Source organism: Ureibacillus manganicus DSM 26584 (assembly GCF_000772945.1).
GTDB classification, from domain to species: Bacteria; Bacillota; Bacilli; order Bacillales_A; family Planococcaceae; genus Ureibacillus; species Ureibacillus manganicus.
The window spans coordinates 119,876-146,156 of record NZ_JPVN01000004.1; the positions used below are offsets into that span (position 1 = coordinate 119,876).

31 protein-coding genes are annotated in these 26,281 nt (G+C 34.4%); 17 read left to right on the forward strand and 14 right to left on the reverse strand.

Annotated elements, in window-relative coordinates; all coding sequences use genetic code 11:
• Positions 1–86: 86 nt before the first annotated feature.
• The 6 genes from CD29_RS04370 to CD29_RS04390 all read left to right on the forward strand — a co-directional run bounded on the left by CD29_RS04370 (position 87) and on the right by CD29_RS04390 (position 4,714).
• On the forward strand, positions 87–1,496 hold the full coding sequence (locus CD29_RS04370) for a LysM peptidoglycan-binding domain-containing protein (RefSeq protein ID WP_036183318.1): 1,410 nt from the start codon (positions 87–89) through the stop codon (positions 1,494–1,496).
• A gap of 21 nt (positions 1,497–1,517) precedes the next feature.
• Positions 1,518–2,708, forward strand: coding sequence for a M14 family metallopeptidase (locus tag CD29_RS04375; RefSeq protein WP_036183321.1), 1,191 nt, complete (start codon positions 1,518–1,520; stop codon positions 2,706–2,708).
• Between the two features lie 197 nt (positions 2,709–2,905).
• Positions 2,906–3,601, forward strand: coding sequence for a hypothetical protein (locus CD29_RS20165; RefSeq protein ID WP_197061735.1), 696 nt, complete (start codon positions 2,906–2,908; stop codon positions 3,599–3,601).
• A gap of 232 nt (positions 3,602–3,833) precedes the next feature.
• Positions 3,834–4,001 carry a YfhD family protein gene (locus CD29_RS20430; RefSeq protein WP_169716152.1) on the forward strand — a complete coding sequence of 56 codons (168 nt, stop codon included), beginning with the start codon at positions 3,834–3,836 and terminating at the stop codon, positions 3,999–4,001.
• Positions 4,002–4,017: 16 nt separating this feature from the next.
• Positions 4,018–4,209: an H-type small acid-soluble spore protein gene (locus CD29_RS04385; protein WP_036183324.1), complete on the forward strand. Its 192-nt coding sequence runs from the start codon at positions 4,018–4,020 to the stop codon at positions 4,207–4,209.
• A gap of 175 nt (positions 4,210–4,384) precedes the next feature.
• A complete protein-coding gene (locus CD29_RS04390) occupies positions 4,385–4,714 on the forward strand; it encodes a DUF5658 family protein (protein ID WP_036183327.1) in 330 nt (109 codons plus the stop codon).
• Positions 4,715–4,796: 82 nt separating this feature from the next.
• On the opposite strand, the gene CD29_RS04395 is transcribed toward CD29_RS04390, so the two are convergent.
• From CD29_RS04395 to CD29_RS20435, 4 genes are all read right to left on the reverse strand, one after another.
• Entirely contained in the window at positions 4,797–5,018 is a 222-nt protein-coding gene (locus CD29_RS04395) for a DUF1540 domain-containing protein (protein ID WP_036183331.1), read from the reverse strand.
• 160 nt (positions 5,019–5,178) lie between these two features.
• A complete protein-coding gene (locus CD29_RS04400) occupies positions 5,179–5,502 on the reverse strand; it encodes a DUF378 domain-containing protein (protein WP_036183335.1) in 324 nt (107 codons plus the stop codon).
• 198 nt (positions 5,503–5,700) lie between these two features.
• Positions 5,701–5,937, reverse strand: a complete 237-nt coding sequence (locus tag CD29_RS04405) for a hypothetical protein (protein WP_036183336.1) — start codon at positions 5,935–5,937, stop codon at positions 5,701–5,703.
• Positions 5,938–6,091: 154 nt separating this feature from the next.
• A complete protein-coding gene (locus CD29_RS20435) occupies positions 6,092–6,241 on the reverse strand; it encodes a hypothetical protein (protein ID WP_169716153.1) in 150 nt (49 codons plus the stop codon).
• A gap of 167 nt (positions 6,242–6,408) precedes the next feature.
• On the opposite strand from CD29_RS20435, the gene CD29_RS04410 reads away from it, so the two are divergent.
• Positions 6,409–6,945, forward strand: coding sequence for an ECF transporter S component (locus tag CD29_RS04410; protein ID WP_036183338.1), 537 nt, complete (start codon positions 6,409–6,411; stop codon positions 6,943–6,945).
• A gap of 150 nt (positions 6,946–7,095) precedes the next feature.
• Here CD29_RS04410 and CD29_RS04415 read toward each other — a convergent pair whose 3' ends face one another.
• The 3 genes from CD29_RS04415 to CD29_RS04425 form a co-directional block, all read right to left on the reverse strand.
• The gene (locus CD29_RS04415; RefSeq protein ID WP_036183341.1) at positions 7,096–8,613 is read right to left on the reverse strand and encodes a malate:quinone oxidoreductase; all 1,518 of its coding nucleotides are present in this window, start codon (positions 8,611–8,613) and stop codon (positions 7,096–7,098) included.
• Between the two features lie 354 nt (positions 8,614–8,967).
• Positions 8,968–9,585, reverse strand: a complete 618-nt coding sequence (locus CD29_RS04420; RefSeq protein WP_036183342.1) for an NUDIX hydrolase — start codon at positions 9,583–9,585, stop codon at positions 8,968–8,970.
• A 198-nt stretch (positions 9,586–9,783) separates the two neighbouring features.
• On the reverse strand, positions 9,784–10,455 hold the full coding sequence (locus CD29_RS04425; protein WP_052123992.1) for a peptidylprolyl isomerase: 672 nt from the start codon (positions 10,453–10,455) through the stop codon (positions 9,784–9,786).
• A 194-nt stretch (positions 10,456–10,649) separates the two neighbouring features.
• On the opposite strand from CD29_RS04425, the gene CD29_RS04430 reads away from it, so the two are divergent.
• Positions 10,650–11,027 (forward strand): VOC family protein, encoded by a 378-nt coding sequence (locus CD29_RS04430; RefSeq protein WP_036183344.1) that lies wholly within the window; start codon positions 10,650–10,652, stop codon positions 11,025–11,027.
• A gap of 87 nt (positions 11,028–11,114) precedes the next feature.
• On the opposite strand, the gene CD29_RS04435 is transcribed toward CD29_RS04430, so the two are convergent.
• Together CD29_RS04435 and CD29_RS04440 are read right to left on the reverse strand one after the other, a co-directional pair.
• Positions 11,115–11,840 (reverse strand): 3-ketoacyl-ACP reductase, encoded by a 726-nt coding sequence (locus CD29_RS04435; RefSeq protein WP_036183346.1) that lies wholly within the window; start codon positions 11,838–11,840, stop codon positions 11,115–11,117.
• 108 nt (positions 11,841–11,948) lie between these two features.
• Positions 11,949–12,446, reverse strand: a complete 498-nt coding sequence (locus CD29_RS04440; RefSeq protein ID WP_036183348.1) for an LURP-one-related/scramblase family protein — start codon at positions 12,444–12,446, stop codon at positions 11,949–11,951.
• A 311-nt stretch (positions 12,447–12,757) separates the two neighbouring features.
• On the opposite strand from CD29_RS04440, the gene CD29_RS04445 reads away from it, so the two are divergent.
• Positions 12,758–13,201, forward strand: coding sequence for a GNAT family N-acetyltransferase (locus tag CD29_RS04445; protein WP_036183349.1), 444 nt, complete (start codon positions 12,758–12,760; stop codon positions 13,199–13,201).
• Positions 13,202–13,361: 160 nt separating this feature from the next.
• On the opposite strand, the gene CD29_RS04450 is transcribed toward CD29_RS04445, so the two are convergent.
• Both CD29_RS04450 and CD29_RS04455 read right to left on the reverse strand, forming a co-directional pair.
• The gene (locus CD29_RS04450) at positions 13,362–14,078 is read right to left on the reverse strand and encodes an RluA family pseudouridine synthase (RefSeq protein WP_036183351.1); all 717 of its coding nucleotides are present in this window, start codon (positions 14,076–14,078) and stop codon (positions 13,362–13,364) included.
• A 257-nt stretch (positions 14,079–14,335) separates the two neighbouring features.
• On the reverse strand, positions 14,336–14,881 hold the full coding sequence (locus CD29_RS04455; RefSeq protein ID WP_036183353.1) for a histidine phosphatase family protein: 546 nt from the start codon (positions 14,879–14,881) through the stop codon (positions 14,336–14,338).
• A 259-nt stretch (positions 14,882–15,140) separates the two neighbouring features.
• Here CD29_RS04455 and CD29_RS04460 point away from each other — a divergent pair, with 259 nt between their 5' ends.
• Both CD29_RS04460 and CD29_RS04465 read left to right on the forward strand, forming a co-directional pair.
• Positions 15,141–15,596 carry a staygreen family protein gene (locus tag CD29_RS04460; protein ID WP_036183355.1) on the forward strand — a complete coding sequence of 152 codons (456 nt, stop codon included), beginning with the start codon at positions 15,141–15,143 and terminating at the stop codon, positions 15,594–15,596.
• Positions 15,597–15,842: 246 nt separating this feature from the next.
• Positions 15,843–16,796, forward strand: a complete 954-nt coding sequence (locus CD29_RS04465) for an aromatic acid exporter family protein (RefSeq protein WP_169716154.1) — start codon at positions 15,843–15,845, stop codon at positions 16,794–16,796.
• 147 nt (positions 16,797–16,943) lie between these two features.
• On the opposite strand, the gene CD29_RS04470 is transcribed toward CD29_RS04465, so the two are convergent.
• Positions 16,944–18,296 carry an HD-GYP domain-containing protein gene (locus CD29_RS04470; protein WP_036183359.1) on the reverse strand — a complete coding sequence of 451 codons (1,353 nt, stop codon included), beginning with the start codon at positions 18,294–18,296 and terminating at the stop codon, positions 16,944–16,946.
• 683 nt (positions 18,297–18,979) lie between these two features.
• On the opposite strand from CD29_RS04470, the gene CD29_RS04475 reads away from it, so the two are divergent.
• The 3 genes from CD29_RS04475 to CD29_RS04485 are packed head-to-tail and all read left to right on the forward strand — an operon-like array spanning position 18,980 to position 20,872.
• Positions 18,980–19,174 (forward strand): PLD nuclease N-terminal domain-containing protein, encoded by a 195-nt coding sequence (locus CD29_RS04475; protein ID WP_036183361.1) that lies wholly within the window; start codon positions 18,980–18,982, stop codon positions 19,172–19,174.
• Positions 19,175–19,202: 28 nt separating this feature from the next.
• A complete protein-coding gene (locus CD29_RS04480) occupies positions 19,203–20,108 on the forward strand; it encodes an ABC transporter ATP-binding protein (protein ID WP_036183363.1) in 906 nt (301 codons plus the stop codon).
• A complete protein-coding gene (locus CD29_RS04485; protein ID WP_036183365.1) occupies positions 20,105–20,872 on the forward strand; it encodes an ABC transporter permease in 768 nt (255 codons plus the stop codon). The genes CD29_RS04480 and CD29_RS04485 overlap by 4 nt, the downstream gene beginning before the upstream one ends.
• A gap of 120 nt (positions 20,873–20,992) precedes the next feature.
• On the opposite strand, the gene CD29_RS04490 is transcribed toward CD29_RS04485, so the two are convergent.
• Positions 20,993–21,508, reverse strand: coding sequence for a hypothetical protein (locus CD29_RS04490; RefSeq protein ID WP_197061736.1), 516 nt, complete (start codon positions 21,506–21,508; stop codon positions 20,993–20,995).
• A 5-nt stretch (positions 21,509–21,513) separates the two neighbouring features.
• Complete coding sequence (locus CD29_RS04495) at positions 21,514–21,987, reverse strand: RNA polymerase sigma factor (protein ID WP_036183369.1); 474 nt, start codon at positions 21,985–21,987, stop codon at positions 21,514–21,516.
• 171 nt (positions 21,988–22,158) lie between these two features.
• Between CD29_RS04495 and CD29_RS04500 the strand changes: the two genes are divergently transcribed.
• The 3 genes from CD29_RS04500 (at position 22,159) to CD29_RS04510 (ending at position 26,203) form a co-directional block, all read left to right on the forward strand.
• Complete coding sequence (locus tag CD29_RS04500) at positions 22,159–23,751, forward strand: M2 family metallopeptidase (protein ID WP_036183371.1); 1,593 nt, start codon at positions 22,159–22,161, stop codon at positions 23,749–23,751.
• Positions 23,752–24,032: 281 nt separating this feature from the next.
• The gene (locus tag CD29_RS04505; RefSeq protein ID WP_036183373.1) at positions 24,033–25,295 is read left to right on the forward strand and encodes an S-adenosylmethionine decarboxylase related protein; all 1,263 of its coding nucleotides are present in this window, start codon (positions 24,033–24,035) and stop codon (positions 25,293–25,295) included.
• A gap of 341 nt (positions 25,296–25,636) precedes the next feature.
• Positions 25,637–26,203, forward strand: a complete 567-nt coding sequence (locus CD29_RS04510) for a nitroreductase family protein (RefSeq protein ID WP_036183375.1) — start codon at positions 25,637–25,639, stop codon at positions 26,201–26,203.
• The last annotated feature ends 78 nt before the right edge of the window (positions 26,204–26,281 follow it).

Consider the following 26,281-nt stretch of genomic DNA (forward strand, 5'->3'; position numbering starts at 1 on the left):
ACCATAGGCCCTTTTTTCCTTCATAATTTTCTTAATATCAAGAACATATATTACAATGTTCATCATAGTTTGAAGGGGGCTATGTTTTGTTAATCCATGTTGTAAAAAGGGGCGAGACGCTTTGGCAGATTGCAAGGCTCTATAATGTTTCAACCGGTGCCATTCAACAAGTAAACGAATTGCCTAATCCGGATCGATTGCTAATAGGGCAATCACTTGTCATCCCAGTTCCAGGTAGTATTCATACAATACAACCAGGTGAGAATTTATGGTTATTATCAAGGCAATATGGTGTTCCAGTGAATACAATCTTACAAGCTAATCAGACAATAAACCCAAATTTACTTATGCCAGGAAGTAGGCTTTATATCCCACCTTTACTCCACATTGTTCAACCAGGGCAAAATTTAACTCAAATTGCAAGACTTTATGGAACATCGGTTGAGGCAATTATGCAGACAAACAGAATTGACAATGCCAATCTTATTTATAGTGGCAGCCAGCTAATTATTCCAAGGCGAAAACCTACCATTGAAGTGAATGCATATTCTTATCAAAAAGATCAAGATGCTGCGAATTCAGTTAATCAAATCGGTCACTTATTAACTTATTTTAGTCCGTTTGCTTATATGATTAAAGAAGATGGTACTTTAGTGCCGTTTGATGATGATTTAATGCTAGAAGCTGCTGTTTCCAACAATGCAGTACCTATGTTAGCTATTACAAACCTTTCTGCCACAAGTGCTGGGACAAATTTAGCTCATGCAGTCCTATCAAATCCACAAATTAGAGAGACACTCATAACGAATATCCTTAAATTGATGGATGAAAAAGGTTATAAAGGAGTAAATATCGATTTTGAATATGTACCACCTGAAGACCGTGAAAATTACAATCAATATCTGCAGCTAGCTGTAGATCGATTGCATGAACGAGGTTATTTTGTTTCAACAGCATTAGCACCCAAAACAAGTGGGGGGCAAGAAGGTTTGTTGTATACGGCGCATGATTACGAGGCACATGGACGTATTGCAGATTTTGTTATATTGATGACTTATGAATGGGGCTGGATGCGTGCTTCTCCACAAGCGATTTCTCCATTAAATCAAATGAGACGTGTAGTTGAATATGCACTTTCTGTCATGCCTGCAAATAAAATATACTTAGGTTTTCAAATATACGCTCGAGATTGGAAAATTCCTCACGCCCCAGGGGCCGCTGCTGAAACCTTTAGTCCACAAGAGGCGGTACGAAGAGCTACACAGTATAATGCTGCTATACAATATGATGAAGTCGCTCAATCGCCATTCTTCCGATATACAGATGAAAATGGGCAAGGACATGAAGTATGGTTCGAAGATGCTCGAAGTGCACAGGCAAAGTTTGATATGGCAAAAGAATATAATCTTCGAGGGATAAGTTATTGGGCTTTAGGATATCCATACCCGCAAAATTGGGCTTTACTTAATGATAATTTCACCATCCGAAAATTATGAATCATCTAAGGGAGGTATTATGTGGACGTTTATGCGAGAAGAGGCGATTCGTTTTGGTACTATAGCCAACTATTTAAAATACCTCTTCAATTAATAATTGACTCGAACTGGGATGTGAATCCGCAAGCTTATTCAGTTGGGCAAAGAATTCGAATTCCAGGTTATATTACGACAAACTACCAAATCCAATCAGGCGACACATTATGGTCTATTGGAAGAAGACGTAATATACCCGTCGATTCTTTATTTCTTGTAAATCCTACCCTGAATCCAAACCGTTTACAGATTGGCCAGATTATCTTAGTCCCACAAAGAGTGACATGGCGAGTCGTGAATAGCAGGCAAAATTACGAATATAACATTATGTTAAACGATCTCCAAAGTTTAGCGACAATCTATCCTTTCATTCAATCTTCTTCTATTGGTAACACTGTACTTGGTCGAAGCATTCCCGAAGTCTTAGTTGGAAATGGCACAAAACGTGTTCATTACAATGGAGCATTTCATGCAAACGAATGGATTACAACACCTGTTACTATGACTTTTTTAAACGATTATTTACTTTCACTTACTAATCAAACCCCAATTCGTGGATTAAACACATTCCCTCTCTACCAACAAACATCCCTGTCAATAGTACCAATGGTTAACCCAGATGGAGTAAATTTAGTTATTAATGGTCCAACCGAGGCTGAACCTTTTGCTCGTCGTGTAATTGAATGGAACAACGGTAGCTTGGATTTCTCTGGTTGGAAGGCGAACTTTAATGGTGTAGATTTAAATGACCAATTCCCTGCAAATTGGGAAGCAGAAAGGGAACGAAATCCAAAAACTCCTGGCCCAAGAGATTATGGAGGCGAGGCACCTTTAACAGAACCAGAAGCGATTGCTATGGCAGAATTAACAAGAAAACGTGATTTTGCAAGAGTTCTAGCGTTCCATACTCAAGGTGAGGTTATTTACTGGGGTTACGAAAACTTGGAGCCACCTGAAGCTGAAGTGTTAGTCAATGAATTTAGTAGGGTTAGTGGTTATACGCCTGTACAAACACTTGAAAGCTATGCAGGTTACAAAGATTGGTTCATTCAAGACTGGCGCAGGCCAGGTTTTACTGTTGAATTAGGAACAGGCATAAATCCATTACCATTAAGTCAATTCGATGAAATTTACGAAGAAACTCTAGGTATTTTCCTTGCCGGGCTATATATGTAAATGCTATTTATCACATAGCATCTCACTTTGACACTTCAATTTGAGATGCTTATTTTATTAAGTATTTGTCGTCATATTGTGTCATTTTTCGACATATGTTTGAATAATATAATCATATGTACCTACTAAAAATTCCCGAGAAAATATCGGGGGAATGGAGACATATGAAAAAACTTTTAACTTTTCTTTTAGTCCTCATGTTCACTAGTGTTCTGGCTGCCTGTAATCTTTTTCCTCCCCAACAAGCTAATGGTCCCATAAATCAAGAACAACCACAAAATAATAATCAACAGAACAACAACAATCAGCAAAATAATAATAATCAAGATGTAAACAACAATAATTTCAATAACAATAACAATGGGAACAATAACAACTTCAATAATAATAATAATAATAATAACAATAACAATAATAATAATAATAACAATAACAATAATAATAATAATAATTTCAACAACAACAACAATAATAACCAAAACGATGAGTTAGCTATAGCCTTCCAAACATACATTAACGATATTCGTATGCTTGCTTCAGAAGAAGGACGAATTATTCAGGTATATGGCAGTGTATCGGGGAACAACTATGTAAATGACCAAATTATGTATGAAGCGTTATATTATGATGTAGTTCCATCCTATACGGAATTTGTTCGTGCTTTATCTGCGATTAGTTCAGATCATCAAGTCATTAGAGACTTACATGCTCTATATGTGGAAGGAGCAACGGTTCAATTAGGTGCCTTTGCAGTAATGATTTCAGCGTTAGAAGAACAAAGTATGGAATACGTTGAAATGGCCAACCAAGGTCTTGCAGAAGCTAGTACTTTAATAGGCGAATGGCAGGCGCAGGTCCAGGTACTGCAAGTTCAAACAGGAGTAAGCTTTTAATTATAATTTATCGGGCAGACGTCTTACATGATGGTCTGCCTTTTTTTCGCATTTTCTATACACTATAAAATTCAGTCTATCCTTTCCTATAAATCATTTACATTACATATGCTAAGGTACGTTGATGTTAAATTTACCCTTCTGATTTTATTCAATGAATTATTCCTACATGTGATAAAAAATTTAGTTTTTAGCCATATTAAGATTGATTTCATTTGAAAGGAGACTTTTTATGGGTCGAGACGACAGCCAAGGAAAAAGTAATAACACGAGCTCTTTGCCACAAACACCAAAGAATTTAAAGATTCCACCCAGCAAAGTGCATGAGGAATTTGCTCAAGAGTTAGATGAGCTAGAGGAATTAGTGAAAAAGGCAAAGAACAATACACAAAAAAAATAACTAGGAGGCAATTTTCATGGATTTCAACCGTGCTCAGGAAATTGTTTCATCGTCAAAAGAATACGAAGTTACCTATAATGGAGTTTCCGTTTGGATTGACAAACTTCACGAAGATGGTAAAACAGCAACTGTCCATATACGCAAATCGTTAGAAGAACGTTCTGAGGTGAATGTAGACGAATTAAAAGAAGAATACCTAATCCACTAATCATTCCCCCACGAGACTTTTTCTCGTGGGCATTATTATTTACATAAAAAAATCATATTAATGAATCGTCATACTTTTTATAAACCGTAATGTTATTACCTATTTTTGGTATATAAATAAGCAATTAGGTAAATAATGGATAGTGATTTCTATTTCATTAAAAAGGACGATCATATTGGAAAATAAAAATAAATTTACCATTTTAGCTCTTGGGCTACTTGTTTCATTGTTAAATATATTTGATGGACTTGCAACAAATTATGGCTACAGTTATAACTTCATCGAAGAGTTAAATCCACTTATGAATCACATATTGACAATAAGTCCAGAACTGTTTCTGATTTTTAAATTTCTATTTTCTATTTTAATCATTATTTTATCTTTTGCTGTTTATTACAAAAGTAATGAACGATTTCAAAGATCTTTTGTAATGTCATTAGCTGGAATAAGTGTTATATATATCGGAATTTCAATTATGCACATTTATTGGTTGTCTTATGTATAAAATTTGAGGGACTAAGGCAATTATTCTTAGTCCCTCAAGAGAATCTCAAAGTGTTCTATCTAGATGCCATAATTATCCGACTTCATTCGTGAGTATCTTTTGGTTCAAATGTTTTACAACACGTATCACGAGAACTACTAGCTTCTTCTTTCAATTGATTGAAGTCAAAATCTGAAGCAAACTCTGTCTGACGATTTTGAGAATGGTAATCCATATCTACTTCGATTTTTTCCGCTCCACATAAATTCCCGTCTTTATGGAAAATACAATTCGATACAGAACAGCGTACTTCTACATTTGGCATTAAGATATCCTCCTTGTATGAGATAATGAAGAATATTATTTTAATTCTTCATTACGTATTGTGTGCATTTGAAGAGTCAATCATAAGACCTTTTCTTTGTCTTTCATGGTGTTCCATGGAAAACCCTCCAAACCGTAATCGGCATGGAGGGTTCTTTGGTTTAAACTATTGTATCATTGTGATCATTCTTATCAGTTCTTCTTTTTTCTACTTCTGTAAATTCATATTCTTCACCAGCCTCCATTTGAGGTCTTGGTTCAGCATACATAGCAGGTCCATCCATTCGTTCTTCTGCAAATCGTTTTGCAAGAATTGGTAAAGATAGAAGTCCCGCTAGACCAACAAGTGAATAAATTAAGTTGGATAAAAACGTATCCGTACCAAAAATTGCATCAACTAGATTAAAGTCAAATAACCCAATAAGTCCCCAGTTAATTGCGCCTATAATTGCTAACGTTAAAGCAATTCTATAAATTGCGTTCATTTACACACACCTCCTTTATTTTTATCTCACAGCTTCGATTTTAATGTGAGAATACCTTATTTTTTTCTAAAGGGTGTTATTTATTCAAAGTAAATTTTTCATTTGAATATACTTGTAATAACACCACTATGTAGGACTAGAGGAGATTTGCTCTACTCTAGTCCCCATTTCAATGAATTGAACAGCTGTCAAACACACCTAATTCCAAGCAGTACGTTCACTTACTGGAGTTTGTTGTTCATTAGGCTCGAACTCTCTTCTGGCTAATGGAGCAGGTCTTCCAATTTGTCCATTAGGATTGAATTCTTCAGCAAACTCAACGTTATTATGTTTTAAGTTGCGATTAACTTGAGAAGTTCTTTCTAACTTACAAGAACCCCCAATTTTTGAATTTGCATAATTCATTCCAGAATTGTTCATCTGTTGATTTGACATTGCCATCCTCCTCATTGTTTGTTTTGAAAAGAGCAGAAATCCATTATGAGATTTCTGAACTTTTCAATGTTAGTTTGTCCAAAATTTGAGGATTTTTTCGTTTTAATTATTCTGTGCATAATATAATCTGTAATAGTTAAACTATTAATGATATTTACTCATCATCAATTTCACCATCACCAATTTCGTCTTCTTCTTCAATTTCTTCTATATGTTCGCCTTCCTTTAATTCGTCATCATCTCCACATCCAACTAAAGCTAGCGTAGAAAATGTTAGGAAAAATAAAAGAAAGAATTTTTTCATGTAACATACCTCCTCTTGAATAGTATTTCCTAAATTTTATTATTAAATTCTAAATAACTGCCTTTCTACAAACTGACCTTAACTAAAAATGCAAAAGTGATGCTTTTCTTAACACCAGACCTTTGCTATTGTTATCAATAAATTTAACTAGCAAGGAGAATCATGGTATGCAAAAAACACAAAGCTTATCGAATACTAGAACACAAACTTTTGATGTAATTATTACTGCCTTTTTAATTGCACTCGTTTTTGTTTCCACTGTCTTTATTAACATTAAACTTCCTTTTGGACACGGAGGATTAGTTCACTTTGGCACTGGGATGCTATTTATTGCTTCCATTCTTTTTGGTCCTAAAAAAGGAGCCATCGCAGGAGCAGCTGGTATGGGATTGTTTGATGTAATGGGAGGTTGGATGATTTGGGCACCGATTACCATTGTGGCAAGGGGCTTGCAAGGGTTTATTGTAGGGAAAATTGCTTGGATGAATGGTCGAGATGGAAACAGTATTGGCTTTAATATACTTGCTACAATTGCTTCAGTTCCATTTATGCTTGGTGTTTACTACTTAGGTGAAGTAATCCTTTACGGCAACTGGATTCAACCTCTTTTATCAATTCCTGGTGACCTTATTCAAAATGGAATAGGTATTCTTATTGCTATACCCGCTTGTTTAGTTCTAAAGAAATTACCGATATTTAAATAATTTAATTTTTAAATGGAAAAAGCCCTATGCAACAGGGCTTTTTTCCATATTTACGGATTAAAAAAGCCCCCTACTAGTTAAGATGAAATTTGTTTTCCATCTTGTATACCTAATAGGGAGCGTATTATTAGTTTTTATCTGCGAAGGAGATTACTTCACTTCTTGCAATTCTCTAGCTTCTTCTTTAACTTCAGTTAAACCTAATACTTCAGCAGTTTCAGCATGAAGTTTTTTGAATAGATCTGGATGTTCTGCTAAAGAAATACCATAAGAAGGAATCATATCTTTAATTTTTGATTCCCAACCTTTGTGTTCTTGTGGGAAACATTTTTTAATCACTTCAAGCATAACTTGAACAGCCGTAGAAGCACCTGGAGAAGCTCCTAGTAATGCTGCAACAGAACCATCTTCAGCAGTGATTACTTCTGTACCGAATTGAAGTGTTCCTTTTCCTGCATCAGTATCTTTAATAACTTGTACACGTTGACCTGCAACGACGATTTCCCAATCATCACTCTTAGCATTCGGGATAAATTCACGTAATTCTTCCATACGTTGTTCTTTTGATAACAATACTTGTTGAATTAAGTATTTTGTTAATGGCATTTCTTTTGCTCCAGCTGCTAATAATGTTAATAAGTTATTAGGACGAATAGAGGCAAATAAATCCATGTAAGAACCTGTTTTTAAGAACTTCGGTGAGAATCCTGCAAATGGACCGAATAATAATGATTTTTTACCATCGATATATCGTGTGTCTAAGTGTGGTACTGACATTGGTGGAGCACCAACTTTTGCTTTACCGTACACTTTAGCATTGTGTTGCTCTACAATTTCAGGGTTGTTACATACCATAAATAGTCCGCTTACTGGGAAGCCACCAATATGTTTTGACTCTGGAATGCCAGTATCTTGTAATAAATGTAAACTAGCACCGCCAGCGCCGATAAAGACAAATTTAGTATGGATATAATGCATTTTGCAGCCATCAAGGTCATGTACTTTAATTTCCCAACGACCATCGCTTGTTCGTTTAATACCTTCAACTCTATGTTTATAGTTAATCTCAACATTTTGATTGTTTAAATGACCCATCAACATACGTGTTAATGCACCGAAGTTCACATCTGTACCTGAATCAATTTTTGTTGCTGCAACTGGTTCATTGAACTTGCGGTCTTGCATCATTAGTGGAAGCCATTCTTTTAATGTTTTTGGATCTTCTGTATATTCCATTCCTTCAAATAATGGACTTTTTGATAGCGCTTCAAAACGTTTCTTTAAGAAATTCACATCTTTTTCGCCATATACGTAACTCATATGAGGTAGTGGCATGATGAATTCTTCTGGATTTGTAATTAAGTTGTTTTTTACAAGATAAGACCAGAACTGTCTTGAAACTTGGAATTGTTGGTTAATGTTAATTGCTTTTTTAATATCAACTGAGCCATCTTTTTGTTCAGGTGTATAGTTTAATTCACAAAGTGCAGAGTGTCCTGTACCTGCATTGTTCCACTCATTTGAACTTTCTTCACCTGGTTTATCAAGTGATTCATACACTTTAATATCCCACTCTGGTGCTAATTCTTTTAGAAGTGTTCCTAAAGTAGCACTCATAATTCCCGCACCTATTAAAACAACATCTGTTTTTTCAATTCTGTTACTCATAATAACCTTCCTTATCTCCCCTATATTTGCAAAAAAGATGTAGGCCTCCACTTAGGTGTAACAAAAGCAGGTGCTCCTCTGAACCACCTTTTCTGTATATCTACTAAAACCATATTACAGTATAACACTTTTCTTTATAGAATTAAATCTACTATTATAGTATAGTAAAAAGCTTTTAGAAGTAATAATATGAAATCTTGCTAAATTTGTCATTAAAAATAGTAATCTATGCAACTTTACATTACACATTATATCACTTTTAACCTATGAATTAAATCAAACAAAATTACAATACTATCCAGAATTATACAGAACAATTCCTTCTTTTTCTTGATAATTATTTAATGGTGTCCACTATTTTAGCATCTCTATCAAATGTTTTAGGATTCTCGCAGTTAAGCCCCAGATTGTATACTTGCCATAGTCATAAAACCATTCTTCCATTGCTCTTGTTCGAAATTGATAATTCGAACCATTCATAATTTTATCAAATGGAAAATCATCCGATGGAATAGCATCAAAGGACACTTTATGCATATAAGGTTCATAATCTAATAACCACTGAATCGGAATTGTAAATACTTCTTCAACTTCCTCTATGTTATAAGATTGTTTGATTTGACTGTAATCTATGGTTGCAACAAATGGGTAAACGACAAAGGATGATGATGCTACATAAGCGCTCAATTGGCCAATGACATTTACTGTCTTAGGGTCAATTCCCAATTCCTCGTAAGTTTCACGTAATGCTGCATCCATTGGTGTTGGATCGCTTTTGTCTATTCTTCCTCCTGGGAAACTTATATCTCCAGGTTGGTTTCTCATAGCAAATGACCTTACTTCAAAAAGAATATGCCACTGTCCTTCTACTTGCACCAACGGAATTAAAACCGCAAAACGAAAAGCCGTATCCTCTCCTATAAACAATGGCTGCTTTTGCGCAAGTTTGTTCTTCAAGTTATTTGGAAACATGAAACTCACCTCACTTATGTATTCTGTATTTCCATCTATCGTATCACAATGCTAATTGAGAATGGATAGTAGTCTTATAATTACGATTCCATTTATGAACTTATCGTTTGATAAAGAAACCGTAATTGTTTAAGGTTTACAAAACAAAAAAAAGAGGCAGTGTTAAATTGCCTCATGGAATCATTATTTAAATGAATACTATTGAACTGTCGGATCTGGATAGTTAAAGCCCTTTGTATCAACTTCAACCTTTTTTATTATTTGGTCTTGTAGCGGTTTATCCATCTGATTTCTTTCAACAGAAACGATTTTATCTACTGTTTCCATCCCTTCAATTACTCTCCCAAAAGCAGCATATTCCCCATCAAGGCTAGGCGCATTGGCAACCATGATGAAAAATTGTGACCCTGCAGAGTTTGGATCTTGTGTTCTTGCCATTGAAATGACACCGCGCTCATGTTTTATATTGTTTTCAAATCCATTTGAATTGAATTCCCCATTAATAGAGTAATCAGGTCCGCCTGTCCCATTTCCTTGAGGATCTCCACCTTGAATCATAAATCCTGGGATAACACGATGGAAAATAAGCCCATTGTAAAATCCATCTTCCGCTAGAAAAATGAAATTTGCTACTGTATTTGGAGCTACTTTTGGATCCAATTCAACTACGATTTTTTCGTCGTTATCCATTGTAATCGTAACAATTGGGTTCTCTGTTACTTCCGCTGGATAATTTGTAGTATCAGCAGATTTACTTTCTGATTTTTCAGTAGGTTCTACTTCATCTGTTGATGTACCGCATGCTGCTAATATACAAACTACTGCTAATAAACTGAAAATAAAATAAATACTTTTTTTGTTTGCAGCCATTGTTTCAACTCCTTGTTTGAATTCAATTTAAGTTCATAAAAAATATAGCATAAGTGTTAAAAAATAATTATTAAAAAGGTATATTGGTTCGTACAATAGGTTCCCTTCCCAATCTCATCAGATTTTATCCCTTCTATTATTTGGTAAAATCGTTTATTCTTAAAATGACTATCATATTAAAGGGGATATGTTGTATGGAGGCTACAATGATTCAAAAAGTCGGACAAGTTGGGGTACCTGTTAAAGACTTAGAAAGAGCTCTAGAGTTTTATAAAGATAAACTGGGTCTTTCACTATTATTTAATACAGATCGTTTAGCATTCTTTGACTGCGATGGAATTCGGCTCTTACTATCACTTCCAGAAGCTGAGGAATTCAATCATCCGAGTTCAGTAATTTATTTTCAAGTTGCAAATATTAATGAATCGTATGAACGATTAGAAAGCAAAGAAGTGACTTTTATCGATGAACCACATGTTGTTGGAAAGATGGGGCAAACGGAGATTTGGATGGCATTTTTTAAAGATACAGAAGATAATATTCACGCATTAATGAGTGAGGTCCAGGCTTAATAAGACTCTGAACAATCTCCCATACAAAATCCCCTACTTATATAAGTAGAGGATTTTGTAGAAATAACTATTTATTTTCCATAATAACTAAAACGGATTCGTAGCAATAAAGCTTGCAGTTTTTATATACACACGTGGATTGAGTTTTAGCTGGTTAACAATAAATTCAGCTATATCTTCTGCTTGCATTATTTTTGATTCATTATTTTCTTTAATTAAACTTAAATCCATAGCCAAATCCGTTGCAACGGTGCTTGGTGTTAGAGCAGATACACGGATGTTATTTCGGCGAACTTCTTGAGCTAATGATTCTGTAAAACCGATCACTCCAAATTTTGATGCACTATAAGCACTTGAAGTAGCTGCTCCATTTAAACCACTAGTTGATGAGATATTAATGATGTCCCCACCATTTTTTTCGATTAATTGAGGTAATACGGAGCGTGTTACATAATATGTACCCATTAAATTCACATCAATCATCTTTTTCCATTCTTCTGGGTCCATCTCTAAAATTGTACCGAATTTTGCAATACCTGCATTGTTAATTAGTATGTCAGTAGTACCTAATGATTTCGTTAAAGACGCAATGGCTGTATCTACTTGCTCTTGTGATGATATATCTGCAACTGCAAAAGCAACTTTAACACCTAATCCTTCAATTTCCGAAGCCACTTCTTTTAATGAAGACTCTGTTGTTGCAAGTAAACCAATATTTACGCCTTCTTTTGCTAAGCGAAGCGCAGTTGCTTTCCCTATTCCTCTTGCTGCACCAGTAATAAATGCAACTTTTCCATTCAATGATTGTGCCATTTAAACCGCTCCTTCTTACTATTATTAAAATCATCCTAAAACAGTATGATGATTTTCATTCTATTTTATAATTAAGAATGACCTAACTAATTGTTATCGAACGTATCCTTAATTGGATGCTGCTGAAGCTCCCGCTGCTTGGTCAGCTTTTACACAATCAATAGCAACAACGAGCGCAATGATAATAGTCTCCATTTCTTCATTCAATACTTGCACCTTATAACTATCCCCCCATGTAAACCACTCTTTATTTACTTGGGCGACCAATTCACCATGCTGGTACACTTGAAACTCCATGTCCCACCAATTACCCTGCACATCAATTCCTGCAGCATCAATTGTATAACGTGCTTTAAAGAAGGAAAATTCCTTTTTAGTCGTTAATACATCTCGTCCATTCGCCTCAACAAAAAATCTCGGTAATAAGCTAAATGTCTTTTTTGTAATAAGGGCAACTTCCTCTTGTTTTGTATTCATAATGGAGAAAGTTTTTGGTATACGCATAAAACTTCCCTCTACATAATAGACATCATTTTCTTGGTGATCTTTTACGGTAAATTTCCCCCTTAGACTGAACACCTTTTGTTTAATGTAAAATTGTTTCATACTCCCCCTCCTTAATAGTACTTCCTACTATAAGTATACTATTGGTTAATCCTATATGGAAAATAAAAACAAATAAGATTGGGTTGCTTGTATGTTTATATTAGAGGGACTTCTGCCTGGAATTGAGCAACTTTTCACGATATGAACAAATTCCAGCACTTATCAAGCTACTTCCATTATTCTTTTAATTTTTTCATACTTTATAATTTTATTGACTTATAGATTATTAACTGTTAAAACATTCCTATAATTTAAAATTTGCAAAAGTTTTAATTATTAAGCAATTGAATATCGAGAGGGTTGGTAAAGAGATGTTACATCTAAAAACAATTACAAAAGACAACTGGATTGAAGCAATTTCACTAAAAGTTAGAGAAGACCAACGAAATTTTGTTGCTACTAATGCAGTTTCATTAGCTCAGCTAAATTTCCTGGAAAATTTCCATGCAAAAGGAATCTATTTCGGTGAAGAAATGGTTGGTTTTGCACTTTATGGGATTGATGAAGATGACCATGAATACTGGATTTACCGTATGATGATTGATGAAAAGCATCAAGGAAAAGGATTTGGGAAAGAATCTGTAAAACTAGTAATAGAAGACATTAAGAATATAAAAGAAGAACGTCATCAAACAATCACATTATCATACGAACCAACAAATACTCACGCTAAACTCGTTTATGAGAAAATGGGCTTTAAAGAAGTCGAAGGATTAATAATTGGGGATGAGCAAGTATCCCGTTATTATTTTTAAATTCTATTTGATAAAAAAGATAATGAGATGATCCTATGAAAATCTTATTAGAAGAAATTTTATTAGATACCATAAAAAATAGAAATTACCTATAAGTACAATGTCCAAAAAAATGTGCTCCAATAGTTTATTGGGTAGCACATTCTTTTTTCACAGAGTATTATGAAATTTCTAGAGGGACTTTTTCTTCTTTTCTGTTAGTAACAACCTTCCATAAATCCCAAGGGTACTTACTAGGTGGTAGTGATTTAACTTCGATTGGTTCTTTCCTAACAGGATGCTCCAAATGGATTCTATGAGCCCAAAGAGCAATTTGTTGTCCAGGTTTATTAAGGTGTTCTCCATATTTTTGATCGCCGAAAATTGGGTTGCCCATACTGGACAATTGAACGCGAATTTGGTGGGGTCTACCTGTGTGAAGTTTGACAGAAAGTAAGCTGAATCCTTTTTTCGATTCTAAAACTTCAAAATCGAGAATAGCCTTCTTTGCTTTTGGGTGATTAGGAGCAACAACGGAAACTTTATTTTTCCGAACGTCTTTTAGTAAGTAGTGAACTAATTGTCCACTTTTTTTCTTGGGGGTACCATGAACAACAGCAAGGTATTTACGTTCAATAATATTCCTTCGTATCATATCCGATAATCTAGAAGCGGCTTTTGAAGTTTTAGCAAACACCATGGCACCACCAACTGGACGATCTAAGCGGTGGACAAGACCTAAATAGACATTACCAGGCTTTTGATATCGATCCTTTATGTCATTTTTTAATATCGTTAACAAATCGAGGTCTCTACTGCTATCTTCTTGAACGGGAATGTTTACTGGTTTTTCAACCAAAAGCAGATGATTATCCTCAAATAATATTGGTATATTCATAGACTTTGGTCTCCTTTAAGGCATAATGCTTCTATCATAACACTTATCATTGAAGAAATGGCTAGTACTATTGTTTTCTCATACTCTGTTCACTTTTATGAATCATTAGGCAAAACTATATTAAAAATAGGGATTTTAATGTGGCTTAAAATCCCGTTCCTTGAGATGGATGGTTTATTAGTACAATACAAGTATGCAAGTTTTTCTTTTTGATTCAGTTTTACAAATGGGCTACTTAAGCTTAATTAAACTTTCCTCTAATTAACTAATCTACTCCAATCAGCCAATGATAGTTTACCAACAACTTCATAACCATTCCCTTTTCCTTTAGGCTTTACAATGACTGTTCCCGTGTAAGGTATTGAACCTATACCTACGCCATTTGGAAAACTGTGAGCAACAATCACCTTATTTTTACCATCTTCTGGAATCTCCTCTAAAACAGAGGTAAGTTGTTTTAAAATTTTTTGTCTATCATTACTCGGTAGATTTCCATTCAACCGATTTACCCCAACCAAAATAGGGTTATCTTGAACATTTTCAATGCCAAATGCCAATTGTGCTGTTTCAATTGTTCTGCAATAAGAACTTGCGATAATAGGGATTTGAATTGGAATTTGTAAATAGCGTAGTATTTCTCCATAATATCTAGCTTGACTACGCCCCATATTTGAAAGATTCCTTTGGGTTAAACAATTTTGAAAGTTTAAATTGGGTAAATCGTTCCCCACATTCGCTTCCCCGTGCCTTACATACAATATAAAACCCCCATTTCTAAGGGAGTTAAGCAATACACTATTCAAGTAGATTTCCTCCTTCCAAGAAAAGAATCTAGCTTACTCATAATGTATGTAGCTTTGTTACCATTGGTTATTTATGAGACCAAAATATCAAGACTAAAAATACTCCTGTCTAACCTCTTATACTCATTATAATATTCTCCTTAAAAATGCTTCAATCCATTTCAGTTCTTGAAGAATTATATTCGACCCATGACTTTTAACTAATTAATCAGTTTTCATTCACATATTGATACAAAAACCGATTGGAGTTGAATGCTGCTTGAGCAAGTTTAACCCAGAAAAACTTTATGTTAAATTTAGAAATGGATATACTGCGATACAACCTGTTGTTCCAAGGCGTTACACACTTACCCACTCTGATGAAACTGGAAACCTATTTTTAACGATAGGAAATAAATATGCTTGGGATGAAGTTAATCGCGAGATGAGAGATGAAGTTTTAGGTGAATGGTGTTCATATGGGGGACACTTATATTACTATGTGTATTTATATATAGATCAAGGAGAATTCGATCAAAATATTTCTGCAAGACGGAATGAAATTTTTAGACGTGAGTTACCACTTGCACTAAAAGCAATTCGATATGGTGATAGATTACTATTTACTAAATATCCTTATTTAGATAAGGCCAATATCATAGTTAACTTTATTTCTTCTTATCCTCAATTTACTAGGCAAGAGAATTGGGGGGCTTTCAGCAGTTTTGTCACATAACAACTAATTTCTACCCTTATTCGCCCCTCAGACTAAATCAATTTCTCCTCTTTAGCCTTCAAAACAGCATGAACTCGATCTTGGACTTCTAATTTTGAATAGATAGTAGAAATGTAATTTTTAACTGTGCCTTTGATGAATTTATTGTATACAAAACTTGGAGAAAAAAATTTTATTGTCTATACTATAGATGAACATAATTAGTGTTATAAACTAAAGAACAATAGGATGGTACTTATGGTTGGAATGGGATATCGGACAATTAAGACTGCAATAGGAGCAGGGTTAGCAATTTGGATTGCCACATTACTCGAATTGGAATTTGCATCATTTGCAGCGATCATCGTTATTATGTGTATCGAGAAGACACAGAAAAAAACCTTATATTCTATTCAGAAAAAGTTTTTCGCATCTCTTTTATCATTAATCCTTGGTTCAATGTTTTTTGAACTGTTAGGGTACAATCCAATTGTTTTAACTTTATTTATTTTACTGTTTGTCCCAATTCTTATAAAAGGACGTATTCAGGAAGGTTTCGTCACAAGCATAGTTATTGTCCTACATATATATACAGTGAAGGAAGCAAACCTAGAAAACTTATTAAATGAACTCTATATTATTTTCATCGGTATAGGTATCGCCTTACTCGTGAACAGCATTATGCCGAGTTTTAAGAAAGAAATAGAGAAATATAGAGCTGAAATTGAACAGAAATTTAGCGTTATTCTTTACGAATTCTCTAGTCTACTAAAGAATAGTGAGCGAGAATGGGACAGAAAAGAAATAGTTGAAGTTTCAAATATACTAAATCAAGCTAAAAATGTTGTAATACAAGATGTAGAAAACCATCTATTAAGAAAAGAAAATGAAGATTATTATTACCTTGAAATGCGAGAGAAACAACTAGAAATCTTAAAACAAATGGAAACCATCTTGAGTAATGTTTCTTCTTCAGAGTTAAATGTTACACAAAGAGGAATGCTTGCTAATATTTTCTTAAATATAAGCCAACATGTTGATTCAGGAGATACAACCATTGCATTGCGGCATTTAGAGGATTACGAAGAGTCTATACGTGAAACAGAATTACCGAAGTCGAGAGAAGAATTTGAAATTAGAGCTAATCTATATTATTTAAATTTTGCGATTAAGAATTACTTAATTATTAAGAAAAATATTTTTAGTAGAAGTGAACTTTAGCTCTCTTAGCTAGTCGCTTATTGTAAACGAATAAGGGGCAGGTATCTCGGCTTATTAAGCCAAGAACCTGTCCCCGTGTTCTTTCGCTGGAAAAAACCAGCTTTAAGTTATATGTTAACAAAGCAAAAGATCTTACGTTCTCTCAATCTATTCCTTAAATGCTGCACCTAAAATATCTTTTATTTTTAAAAATGCATCATGTTCTTCTCCTGTTGATAGTTCCCCTTCGATTCGTTTAGTTTCAATTTCTTTAATAAGAGGAATAATGACATCAATAAAAATATTATTTAATCCCATACCTTTAGTTATAAGGTTATAGCAATTCATTGCTTCTTCCATATCTCCATCGGTAATTTTACTAATAAGTAGATTCCAGTATATTTCCCTTTTGTCAATATGGTCATCTGCTTCTGAATCTACGACTTGATCCCACTCAATAAATCGGCTAATCGTTACGGAAAAATTAAGTGGTAGCTGATAAACTTTAGGCTTTCCGATTTCCTCTAATATAGGGAAGTATGGTTGGTTAGGATGAACAGATTTAATTCTTGCCTTTCTACCATTCGATAAACGAACAATACTATCTGTTGGATAAATATTAATTAACTCCATAAGATGAATAACATACTTTGTATCGTATTTATTTGCTTTACTTAATAGCAACTCTATCGCTTTAATGGATGAAAATGCCTTCCTATATGAACGTTGTAACGTAAGAGCGGAATACGTATCGACAACACCTAATAATCTTACTTCTTCTGAAAGATCATCACCTGTAAGTCCTTCCGGATAGCCAGTTCCATCTAATCGTTCATGATGTGATTTGACTAAATCTAGATATTCACTTGGAATATTATTTTTCTTCATAAATTCCACACCGTAAAGCGGGTGTTTCTGAATTTCATCAAATTCTACTTTGGATAATGCGCCATCTTTATGCAAGACCTCATTGCTTATTTCTAATTTACCGATATCATGAATTAAACAACCAATTGCAAAAGAACGAATATCACGGATACCAGACATATCTGCAAGCAATGATCCTAGTAAAAATACATCGAACGAGTGGAAGTAACTATATGGGTCCTTTTTCTTCAAGTTAAATAAGCCCATCGAAATTTCGCTGTTTAATAATGATGAGATAAATAAATTCTCAAGCCATGTAATTTGCGCATCACTATTTAAAATTAGTCCATACCTTGTTTCACTCACGACGTATTGTAAACTTTCATAGAATAACTTTTTTATATCAAAGAGTTCTTTTGAATAAAAAATCTTCTCTTTTTTCTTAGGGATTTGTTCTATTTCTACATCACGCTCTGGATTTTTTAAATATAAAGTGTTAAGTTTTGTAATTCCCCAATTTTGTAAGCTTTTTAGAAGAACATCGTCAATTTTAGTACCAGCTTTAATAAGTAACGTTTTATTAAAATAAATATCGCTTTGAATTATTTCTCCCTCTTCTAACTCATCGATAAAAGTGATATCGAGATTCGACATTAGTTTCTCCTTTCTAAGCACTAAAATGACAAATTCATATAGTCATTTCAAACTAGGTTAATAGATTTATATTATACAATAATTTTCCCTTTTTTGGGACATTACGATTATTTTTGGTAACAAAACCGCATGCAAATAGGTATTGTATCTCGCTTTAAAAAACATTGATTATTAATCTAAAGTATCATACTTTAGACCCCTTTAATTATTTTAACTAAGGAAAAGGAAATTAAGCACTATAATTATCAGATTTCATACCTATTCCCCCATAGAAATTAGTGTATCTTCAGAAGTTCGGTTCCCAGTTCTAACATCAAAATTATTATATAATCCATCCTAATTTAATTTATGTTATTGCCTGTCCAAAGATAATTAAAAAGCCCATCATTTTAATTGATGGTTTTTTTGTTCAAATCATTTAAACAAAATATATTAGTTTTAAAAAATTAATTCTTAAAATCATTTTTTGTTATAGTATGTGTAGAACAAATCTGATATACTACATGTAGAACAAACAAGAATGGAGTGTTTGATTGGTAATCCTAGATTCCTAACCCGCTACTCCATTTATATGTAATTTAAGTAAGAATCCATTTTGCATAAAGTTTATCAATAGTAGATACGCTTTTTGTTTTGGAGCCAATTTTGAGTAGTAATAAGAAAATTATTAGGAGGCGAAAAAATTGAATTTTGAAATAAACTGGGCCTTGGTTGCTCCTCTCCTTGTCATTCAGGCTATCTTAATGATTATTGCATTGTTTGATCTCACTAAAACTGAGAAAACGAATGGACCGAAATGGATGTGGGTACTTATCGTTATTTTTATCAATACTCTAGGTCCAATTTTGTATTTTATCATAGGGAAAAAGCATTCATAGACGATGCTCCTTGAAGGGTGTGAGAAAGATGGAACTGTTGGAAGTAAAATCCTTAACTAAGTCATTTGGAAAGCATGTGGCCGTTAACGACTTATCCTTTTCAATAGAGGAAGGTCGCTGTGTTGCGCTGCTCGGTGCAAACGGCGCAGGAAAAACCACAACGCTGGAAATGCTCGCAAGTCTGCAAAAACCAACAAATGGATCGATATCGTTTTTAAGTGTAGAAAAAAGAGATTATCGGGAATATATTGGCTACCTACCACAATATCCAGTTTTTTTCCCTTGGATGAATGCAATTGAATACCTTGTGTTAATGGGTGAGCTTTCTGGACTGTCTAAGTCTAAGGCGGTGGCACGTGCTAATGAGTTACTTGAACTTTTAGGAATTGCCGATGCTAAAAAGCGCAAGATTGGTGGGTATTCAGGGGGTATGAAGCAACGTCTTGGAATCGCACAAGCACTGATTCATGAACCAAAGTTGCTAATGCTGGATGAACCCGTTTCAGCACTTGACCCTGTTGGACGTAGGGAAATCCTTGAACTGATGAAATTGTTGAAAGAAACTACGACGATTCTGTTTTCGACCCATATCCTTCATGATGCTGAGGAAGTTTGTGATGATGTCATTATGATTCATAAAGGAGAGCTTGCCGTAACGGCGTCCCTTTCAGAGCTACGTAGGAAGCATCAAGAAGACGTCATTATTATATCAGCGGATGAAAATTTAGATGCATGGGCTGGGAGCATTGAAAACTGGAATATCGTTTCCAAGGTTATCTCAACTAATAATAAGATTGAAATTTATGTGAAAAATGTGGCAGAGGCAAGAAATCTACTTCTAGTTGAAATTACCGAGAAAAAATTGCCAATTACAAAATTCACTGTAGGGCAAACTAGCCTTGAGGACCTGTTCATGGAGGTGGTGGGAAGATGAAAAAATGGTTCGTTCTTCATCGAAAAGAATGGCTTGAGATGACCCGAAATTATAAAGTAATCTGGATTCCACTCATTTTTGTGTTGTTCGGACTTATGCAGCCAATAACAAGCTACTATATGCCCGAAATCTTGAAAAACGCAAGTAATCTCCCAGAAGGGTCCGTCATCGAAATTCCAATGCCCACAAGCGGGGAAGTTCTAGCACAAACTTTGGGACAATTTAATCAGATGGGGATTCTCGTTCTCGTTCTTGCATTTATGGGCATCGTTTCTTCTGAACGAAAAAGCGGGATGTTGAAAGCGATTCTAGTAAAACCAGTCAGATTTTCATCTTATATCACCGCTAAATGGATGAGTGCAGTGCTGCTTAGTGTAGGAGCAATATTTCTCGGAATGTTAGCCTCATGGTACTATACAGTGCTCTTGATTGGTGACTACCCTTTTATGAATATTGTTAAGGGTACGAGTCTGTACCTTATATGGATAATGTTTTTATTAACATTCACAGTTTTTCTTAGCACCTTTTTGAAAAGTAGTGGTTTCGTGGCCGCGTTTACACTTTTACTTAGTATTCTTTTGACACTCTTAACATCACTTTTCGAAAAATATATGGAATGGAGCCCAGCACAACTTACAAATGCAGCTGCTTCCCTATTTATATCAGGTAAGCTAGAGGGACCACTCATGCTCCCTCTTATAACTACCGTCATTCTTACTGCTCTTATCCTATACCTTGCTGCTACCCGTAAATCGAGTCTATAACAGCCAGGTAAATTCTACTTAAGTATTAAATAATTATTACTTGGTTGCCCTAACAATTTTGGGCAACCTTTCGTCTATTATAAAACCGTCACTTATTGATCGGGGTATTTATAAATGCACCTATCTGATAGGATTCTCAAAGTTCCAGTTAGTATAAATTACAGCTGCAGTAACTGGATCTGTCGACGTGTCTTCTGTAAAACCACCTATTAGATTGCCTACTCTAAATGTAGGCTCGAATAACTGTTCTTCCTTATGTGGTGCAGTTGGACCATCAATTCCTAATTCTGTTTCATCTGTAACTACTACTTTCATTCCATTATCCAACGTAAAACTCAGTCCATCATCTCCAACTTCAGTAATGACTCCTTCAATATTAACCATTGCACTCGCAGCAGGAGCAGCATTATCTACTACAATTCTATCGGTCAAATCTAGAGCTCCGTCGTTGTTTATATTTGATAAAACTACCACAGCAATGACAGCGCAAGCTACTAAACTTCCAACCAATAAACTTATCTTTTTCATAAAAATTCTCTTTTCCCCTTTTTCATATTTCATCATCTCTTTATGCATTTTGCTTTTAAATTCTTCAGAAGCATGAATCTGTTTCATCACTTTCTTATAAGTACTCATGATACTTAACTCCCTTCTTCTAAAATTACTTTTAGCTTCATTCGAACCCTTCTCAACTTCGACCCTACTGTGTTAACCTTCATGTCTATTAGATTGGCAATTTCTGCAGTCGTGTAGCCTTCGTAATAATGTAAATAAACAATCAACCTCTCATTTGGATCAAGCTCAAAAATTTCAGGGAGAACGATTTGTTCTTCTTTTGAGAAAAACGTCATTTCTTCTGTTATCGGTACTGTCTTCTTGACCCTAGAAGATTTAAAGTAATCCTTACATTTATTAAAAGTCACTTTGATAAGCCAAGCCTTTAAATGGGCTTCACTATCAAAAGGCTTTTTCTGTCTCATAAGTTTCATATAAACTTCTTGAACAATATCCTCAGCCTCAGACATATTTTTTGTCTGCTGCACAGCGATTCGTATTAAGGTGTCGCTATAAGTTTGAACAATCTCATGAACACTTAAGCCTGCAAACATATTCATACCCAACCTCCTTCACTAATTAATACGATTCATTTACGTTAATTTGTGCATCAGGTAATTTTTTTTCTAACTATGGCAATTTTATTTTTAATCACTTAAAGGTTTAAGCATATTCATATCGAATTCTTAATATCGTATAAAGGTATTTTGATACAGAAAGGTTGCGAATATTTGAAAACACTACAAACATTCCTAAATGATTTCAATGATAAAATGCAAGGTTTATACAAAACTACGGCTGAAACAGCCTGGATGGCCCAAACAACGGGGGACCCTGTATGGGCTGAAAAATTGGGGGAAGCTGAAACAAAATACAATCTGTTTTTCTCCTCAAAAGAAACATACGAGAAAGCAAAACACTTTCTAGCAACGGAAAACGTAACAGAAATTGAAAAACGCCAGCTTCAACTTTTACTGAACGAAATGGAAAGAAACCAACTACCTGAAGATGTGATTGCAGATTTGGCAAAACGCGATTCTGAACTAAATTTATTATTCAACACTTATTCACCTGAAGTTGATGGGAAAAAGTATTCTGCGAATGACATTCGAGAGGTATTGTTGAATAGTAATGACCTGGAATTACGCAAAAAAGTATGGCTAGCTAGTAAGGAAGTAGGTAAAGTCGTAGAAAAAGGATTGCTAGAGCTTGTTAAGAAGCGTAATGAGGCAGCAAAACTACTTGGTTATGATAACTATCACCAAATGGGCTTTGCACTTCAAGAACTTGATCGTGATGAGGTATTTGCTCTTTTCAACGAACTGGTTGAACAATCAGATGAAGCTTATCGCACGATGAAAAATGAACTTGATGAACGTTTAGCAACTAAATTCGGGATCAATCCAGAGGTTATACGCCCTTGGCATTATGTTGACCCTTTCTTCCAAGAAGCACCGCCATCCGATTCAACTAATCTAGACCATTTTTACGAGGGAAAAGATGTTCTTCAAATAACAACAGATACGTTTAGCTCATTAGGTATCAAAATAGATGATTTATATGAAAAAAGCGATTTATTCCCAAGAGATAAGAAAAATCCAACAGCATTTTGTATGGATGTTGATCGTGAAGGTGACGTTCGTGTCCTTTGTAACTTAATGGAGGATGCGTATTGGATGGAAACAAATTTACACGAATTTGGTCATGCAGCTTATTTTAAATATGTAGACGCTAGCCTTCCATTCATACTACGTACGAGTAGTCATACCTTAACAACAGAATCAATCGCAATGTTATTTGGAAAAATGGGCAAAGACCCTCGTTGGTTAAAGCGCTTCTTACATGTCGATGATGCAACTGTAAATGAGTTTGCTCCTGAATTAAAGAAGTTCCAACAATTACAAATGCTTATGGCAGTAAGATGGATTGTTACCTTTGTCTTTTTTGAAAAAGAACTGTACGAAAATCCAGATCAAGACTTAAACGCTTTATGGTGGAAAACTGTCAATGAAATTCAGCTTGTCACTCCTCCGGATACAACTGATAACCCTGATTGGGCAGCAAAAATCCATTTTACTCTCGCTCCTGTTTACTACCAAAATTATCTCTTAGGTGAACTAATGGCAGCCCAACTTCTTCGCCATATTGAAACAACGATTTCCCCAGAATTTTTCACAAAAGAAACGGGGGAAATGTTTATCAATGAATTTTTTAAACCAGCTGCACGCTATAACTGGAATGAAAAAATCAGTCGTATAACAGGGGAAAAGTTAAACCCTGCCCACTTTGTAGAAGTTTATTGTAAAGCTCAGGTAAGACACTAATGAAAAGGATAGCTTGGCCTATATGGTCTAAGCTATCCTTTTCATTATGTTTTTACAATTGATTTAAAATGTAGGAACGGTTCATGATCCAGCTAGTAACTGAATATTTTTATCCCTAGGCCTTAACAGCTTACGGATAGGCTATTAATTAGTTTATTTTAACCAAATCTCACTTCAAAAAATTTCTAAGTTAACTTTCCAATTGAAATTAGTTGATTCATACAGCAATCTCATTTAAAAGCTCATAAACTATGTTAACTACAAGAAAAGGACGTTTTGCTGTGGAACAATTAAACCAATATACAATCACTATTCTTGGAAGTATGGGTGGTGTTGCTAAATCATTATTATCGATTTTTAATCATTCTATTAAAGATATAAAAGATCCAATACATCATGTTTTGACAAATTCAAAGCTTTATTTAATTGATATCAATCAAGGGGAAAAAAGTTATTATAAGCAATTGTTTCCCGAGTTAACTGATAAATTGACCCTATTGCAATTTGATTTAAGTGACAAAGATAAATTTACTCAACACCTGAAATCAACAAACACTAAAGTTGTTATTGATGTTTCATGGGCTGATACAGTTGAAATGTTAGAATGTTGTAATCAACTTGGTGTTTATTATATCAATTCTGCATTAGAGAACACAGCGGTTGATGCAGATGACAGCTTATATGGGTTTCCACTAACCGAGAGGTATTATCGATTCGAAGATAGTAGAGATAACTTTACTAATACAAAAGCAATTATTGGATCAGGTATGAATCCTGGTGTAGTTCAATGGATGGCAATTAAACTATTAAAAGAGAATTCCGAAAGCCAACCATTAGCTTGTTACATTTTCGAGCATGATAGTTCCTTTTATAAAGACAAAAACCTTATAAAGCCTAATACTATTTACACTTCCTGGTCAGTAGAGTGTTTTTTAGATGAAGCAATATTAAGTTACCCAATGTTTGTCCAACATCATTTACCGCTTTACTTATATGATGATGTTTACGCTACTGAATATAAAGTAAAATTAGGGAACAAGGAGTTTTATGGATGTCTCATGCCCCATGAAGAAGTACTAACATTGGGCGAACTATATGATTTTGAAATTGGATTTATATATCGCGTCAATGAATATACAACAGAATTAATTCGAAATAATCTAAGTAATGTGGATGACCTTTGGAATTGGAAACAAAAGATTATTGACCCATCTGATGGAGAGGTTGAAGGTGAGGACCTTGTTGGTGTTCTTTTAGTATACAAAGATAAGGAAATCTATATGTATAATTCAATGAAATGTAGTGATATATTCCAAAAATATAAAACGAATGCAACCTATTTCCAAGTAGCTTGTGGAATATATGCTGGAACTGCGAGTTTATTGTTAGATGAGATTGCTTTAGGTGTATATTATGTTGATGAATTATTACTTAATACGCAAACTAATTATGGAAAATATTTAACTCACTATATGCAGGATTTCATCTATGGTGAGAATAACAGCTCGGATGGTTTATTACATCAGAGAATGAAAAGAATTTAAATAACTATTTACCTGAACAAAATTAAATAGAAAAAAATGAAACATGTAGAACAACAACAATTCTACATGTTTCTATTTTTATAGAGAAGTTGCGAAAGCATCAATTCACGATAGAAGAAAAACTTGATCATGCCATTAATAAGATAATGGAATTTGGTTATGTGCCAATCATATTAAATTATTGACAGTGGGACATAAAGCTTTCAGATAAAATCGTGAACGCTCCTTAGTTACCTTACGAACAATAACATGCTTACTTTTCGTAAGTCGAATTACTTGCAAACTTATTTTAATAATTTAATATAAAAATGGGAGTTCGATACAACTAGGAGGATTTTATTATGACAACATTTCAAGCAAAAGATTACCGAACAGCTGAACACGAAATTGCAGACCTATTTTTAAATCGTTGGTCTCCGCGTTCTTATGCTGACAAACCAGTGGCTGACGATGTATTAAATAGAATATTCGAAGCAGCTCGTTGGGCACCTTCTTCAGGTAACAACCAACCTTGGCGCTTCATCGTTGCTAAAACAAAAGCTGACCTTGAGAAATTCCATCCAATCTTAATGGAAGGAAACTTAGTATGGGCTAAAAATGCACCAGTATTAGCAATACTAGTTTCTGATAATACAAAAGGATCAAATGAATTTGATGCTGGAACAGCATGGGGATTCCTATCATTACAAGCAGCTAAAGAGGGCTTAATCACTCACCCAATGAGCGGTATTTACAAAGATGTTGCGAAGGAAGTATTAAATATTCCTGAGAACTTCGATGTACAATTAGCAATCGCGATTGGTTACAAAGGTGAAAAAGAATTGCTTTCTCCAGAATTACAACAACGCGAAACACCATCAGGTCGCCGCCCATTAGAAGAAATTTTATTTGAAGGTTCTTTCAAATAATCTCAGGTAAATTAAATATCCTAAGTTTAAACAAGCCGTTCAGCTTTGACTGAACGGCTTGTTTTAAAAACTTCAATT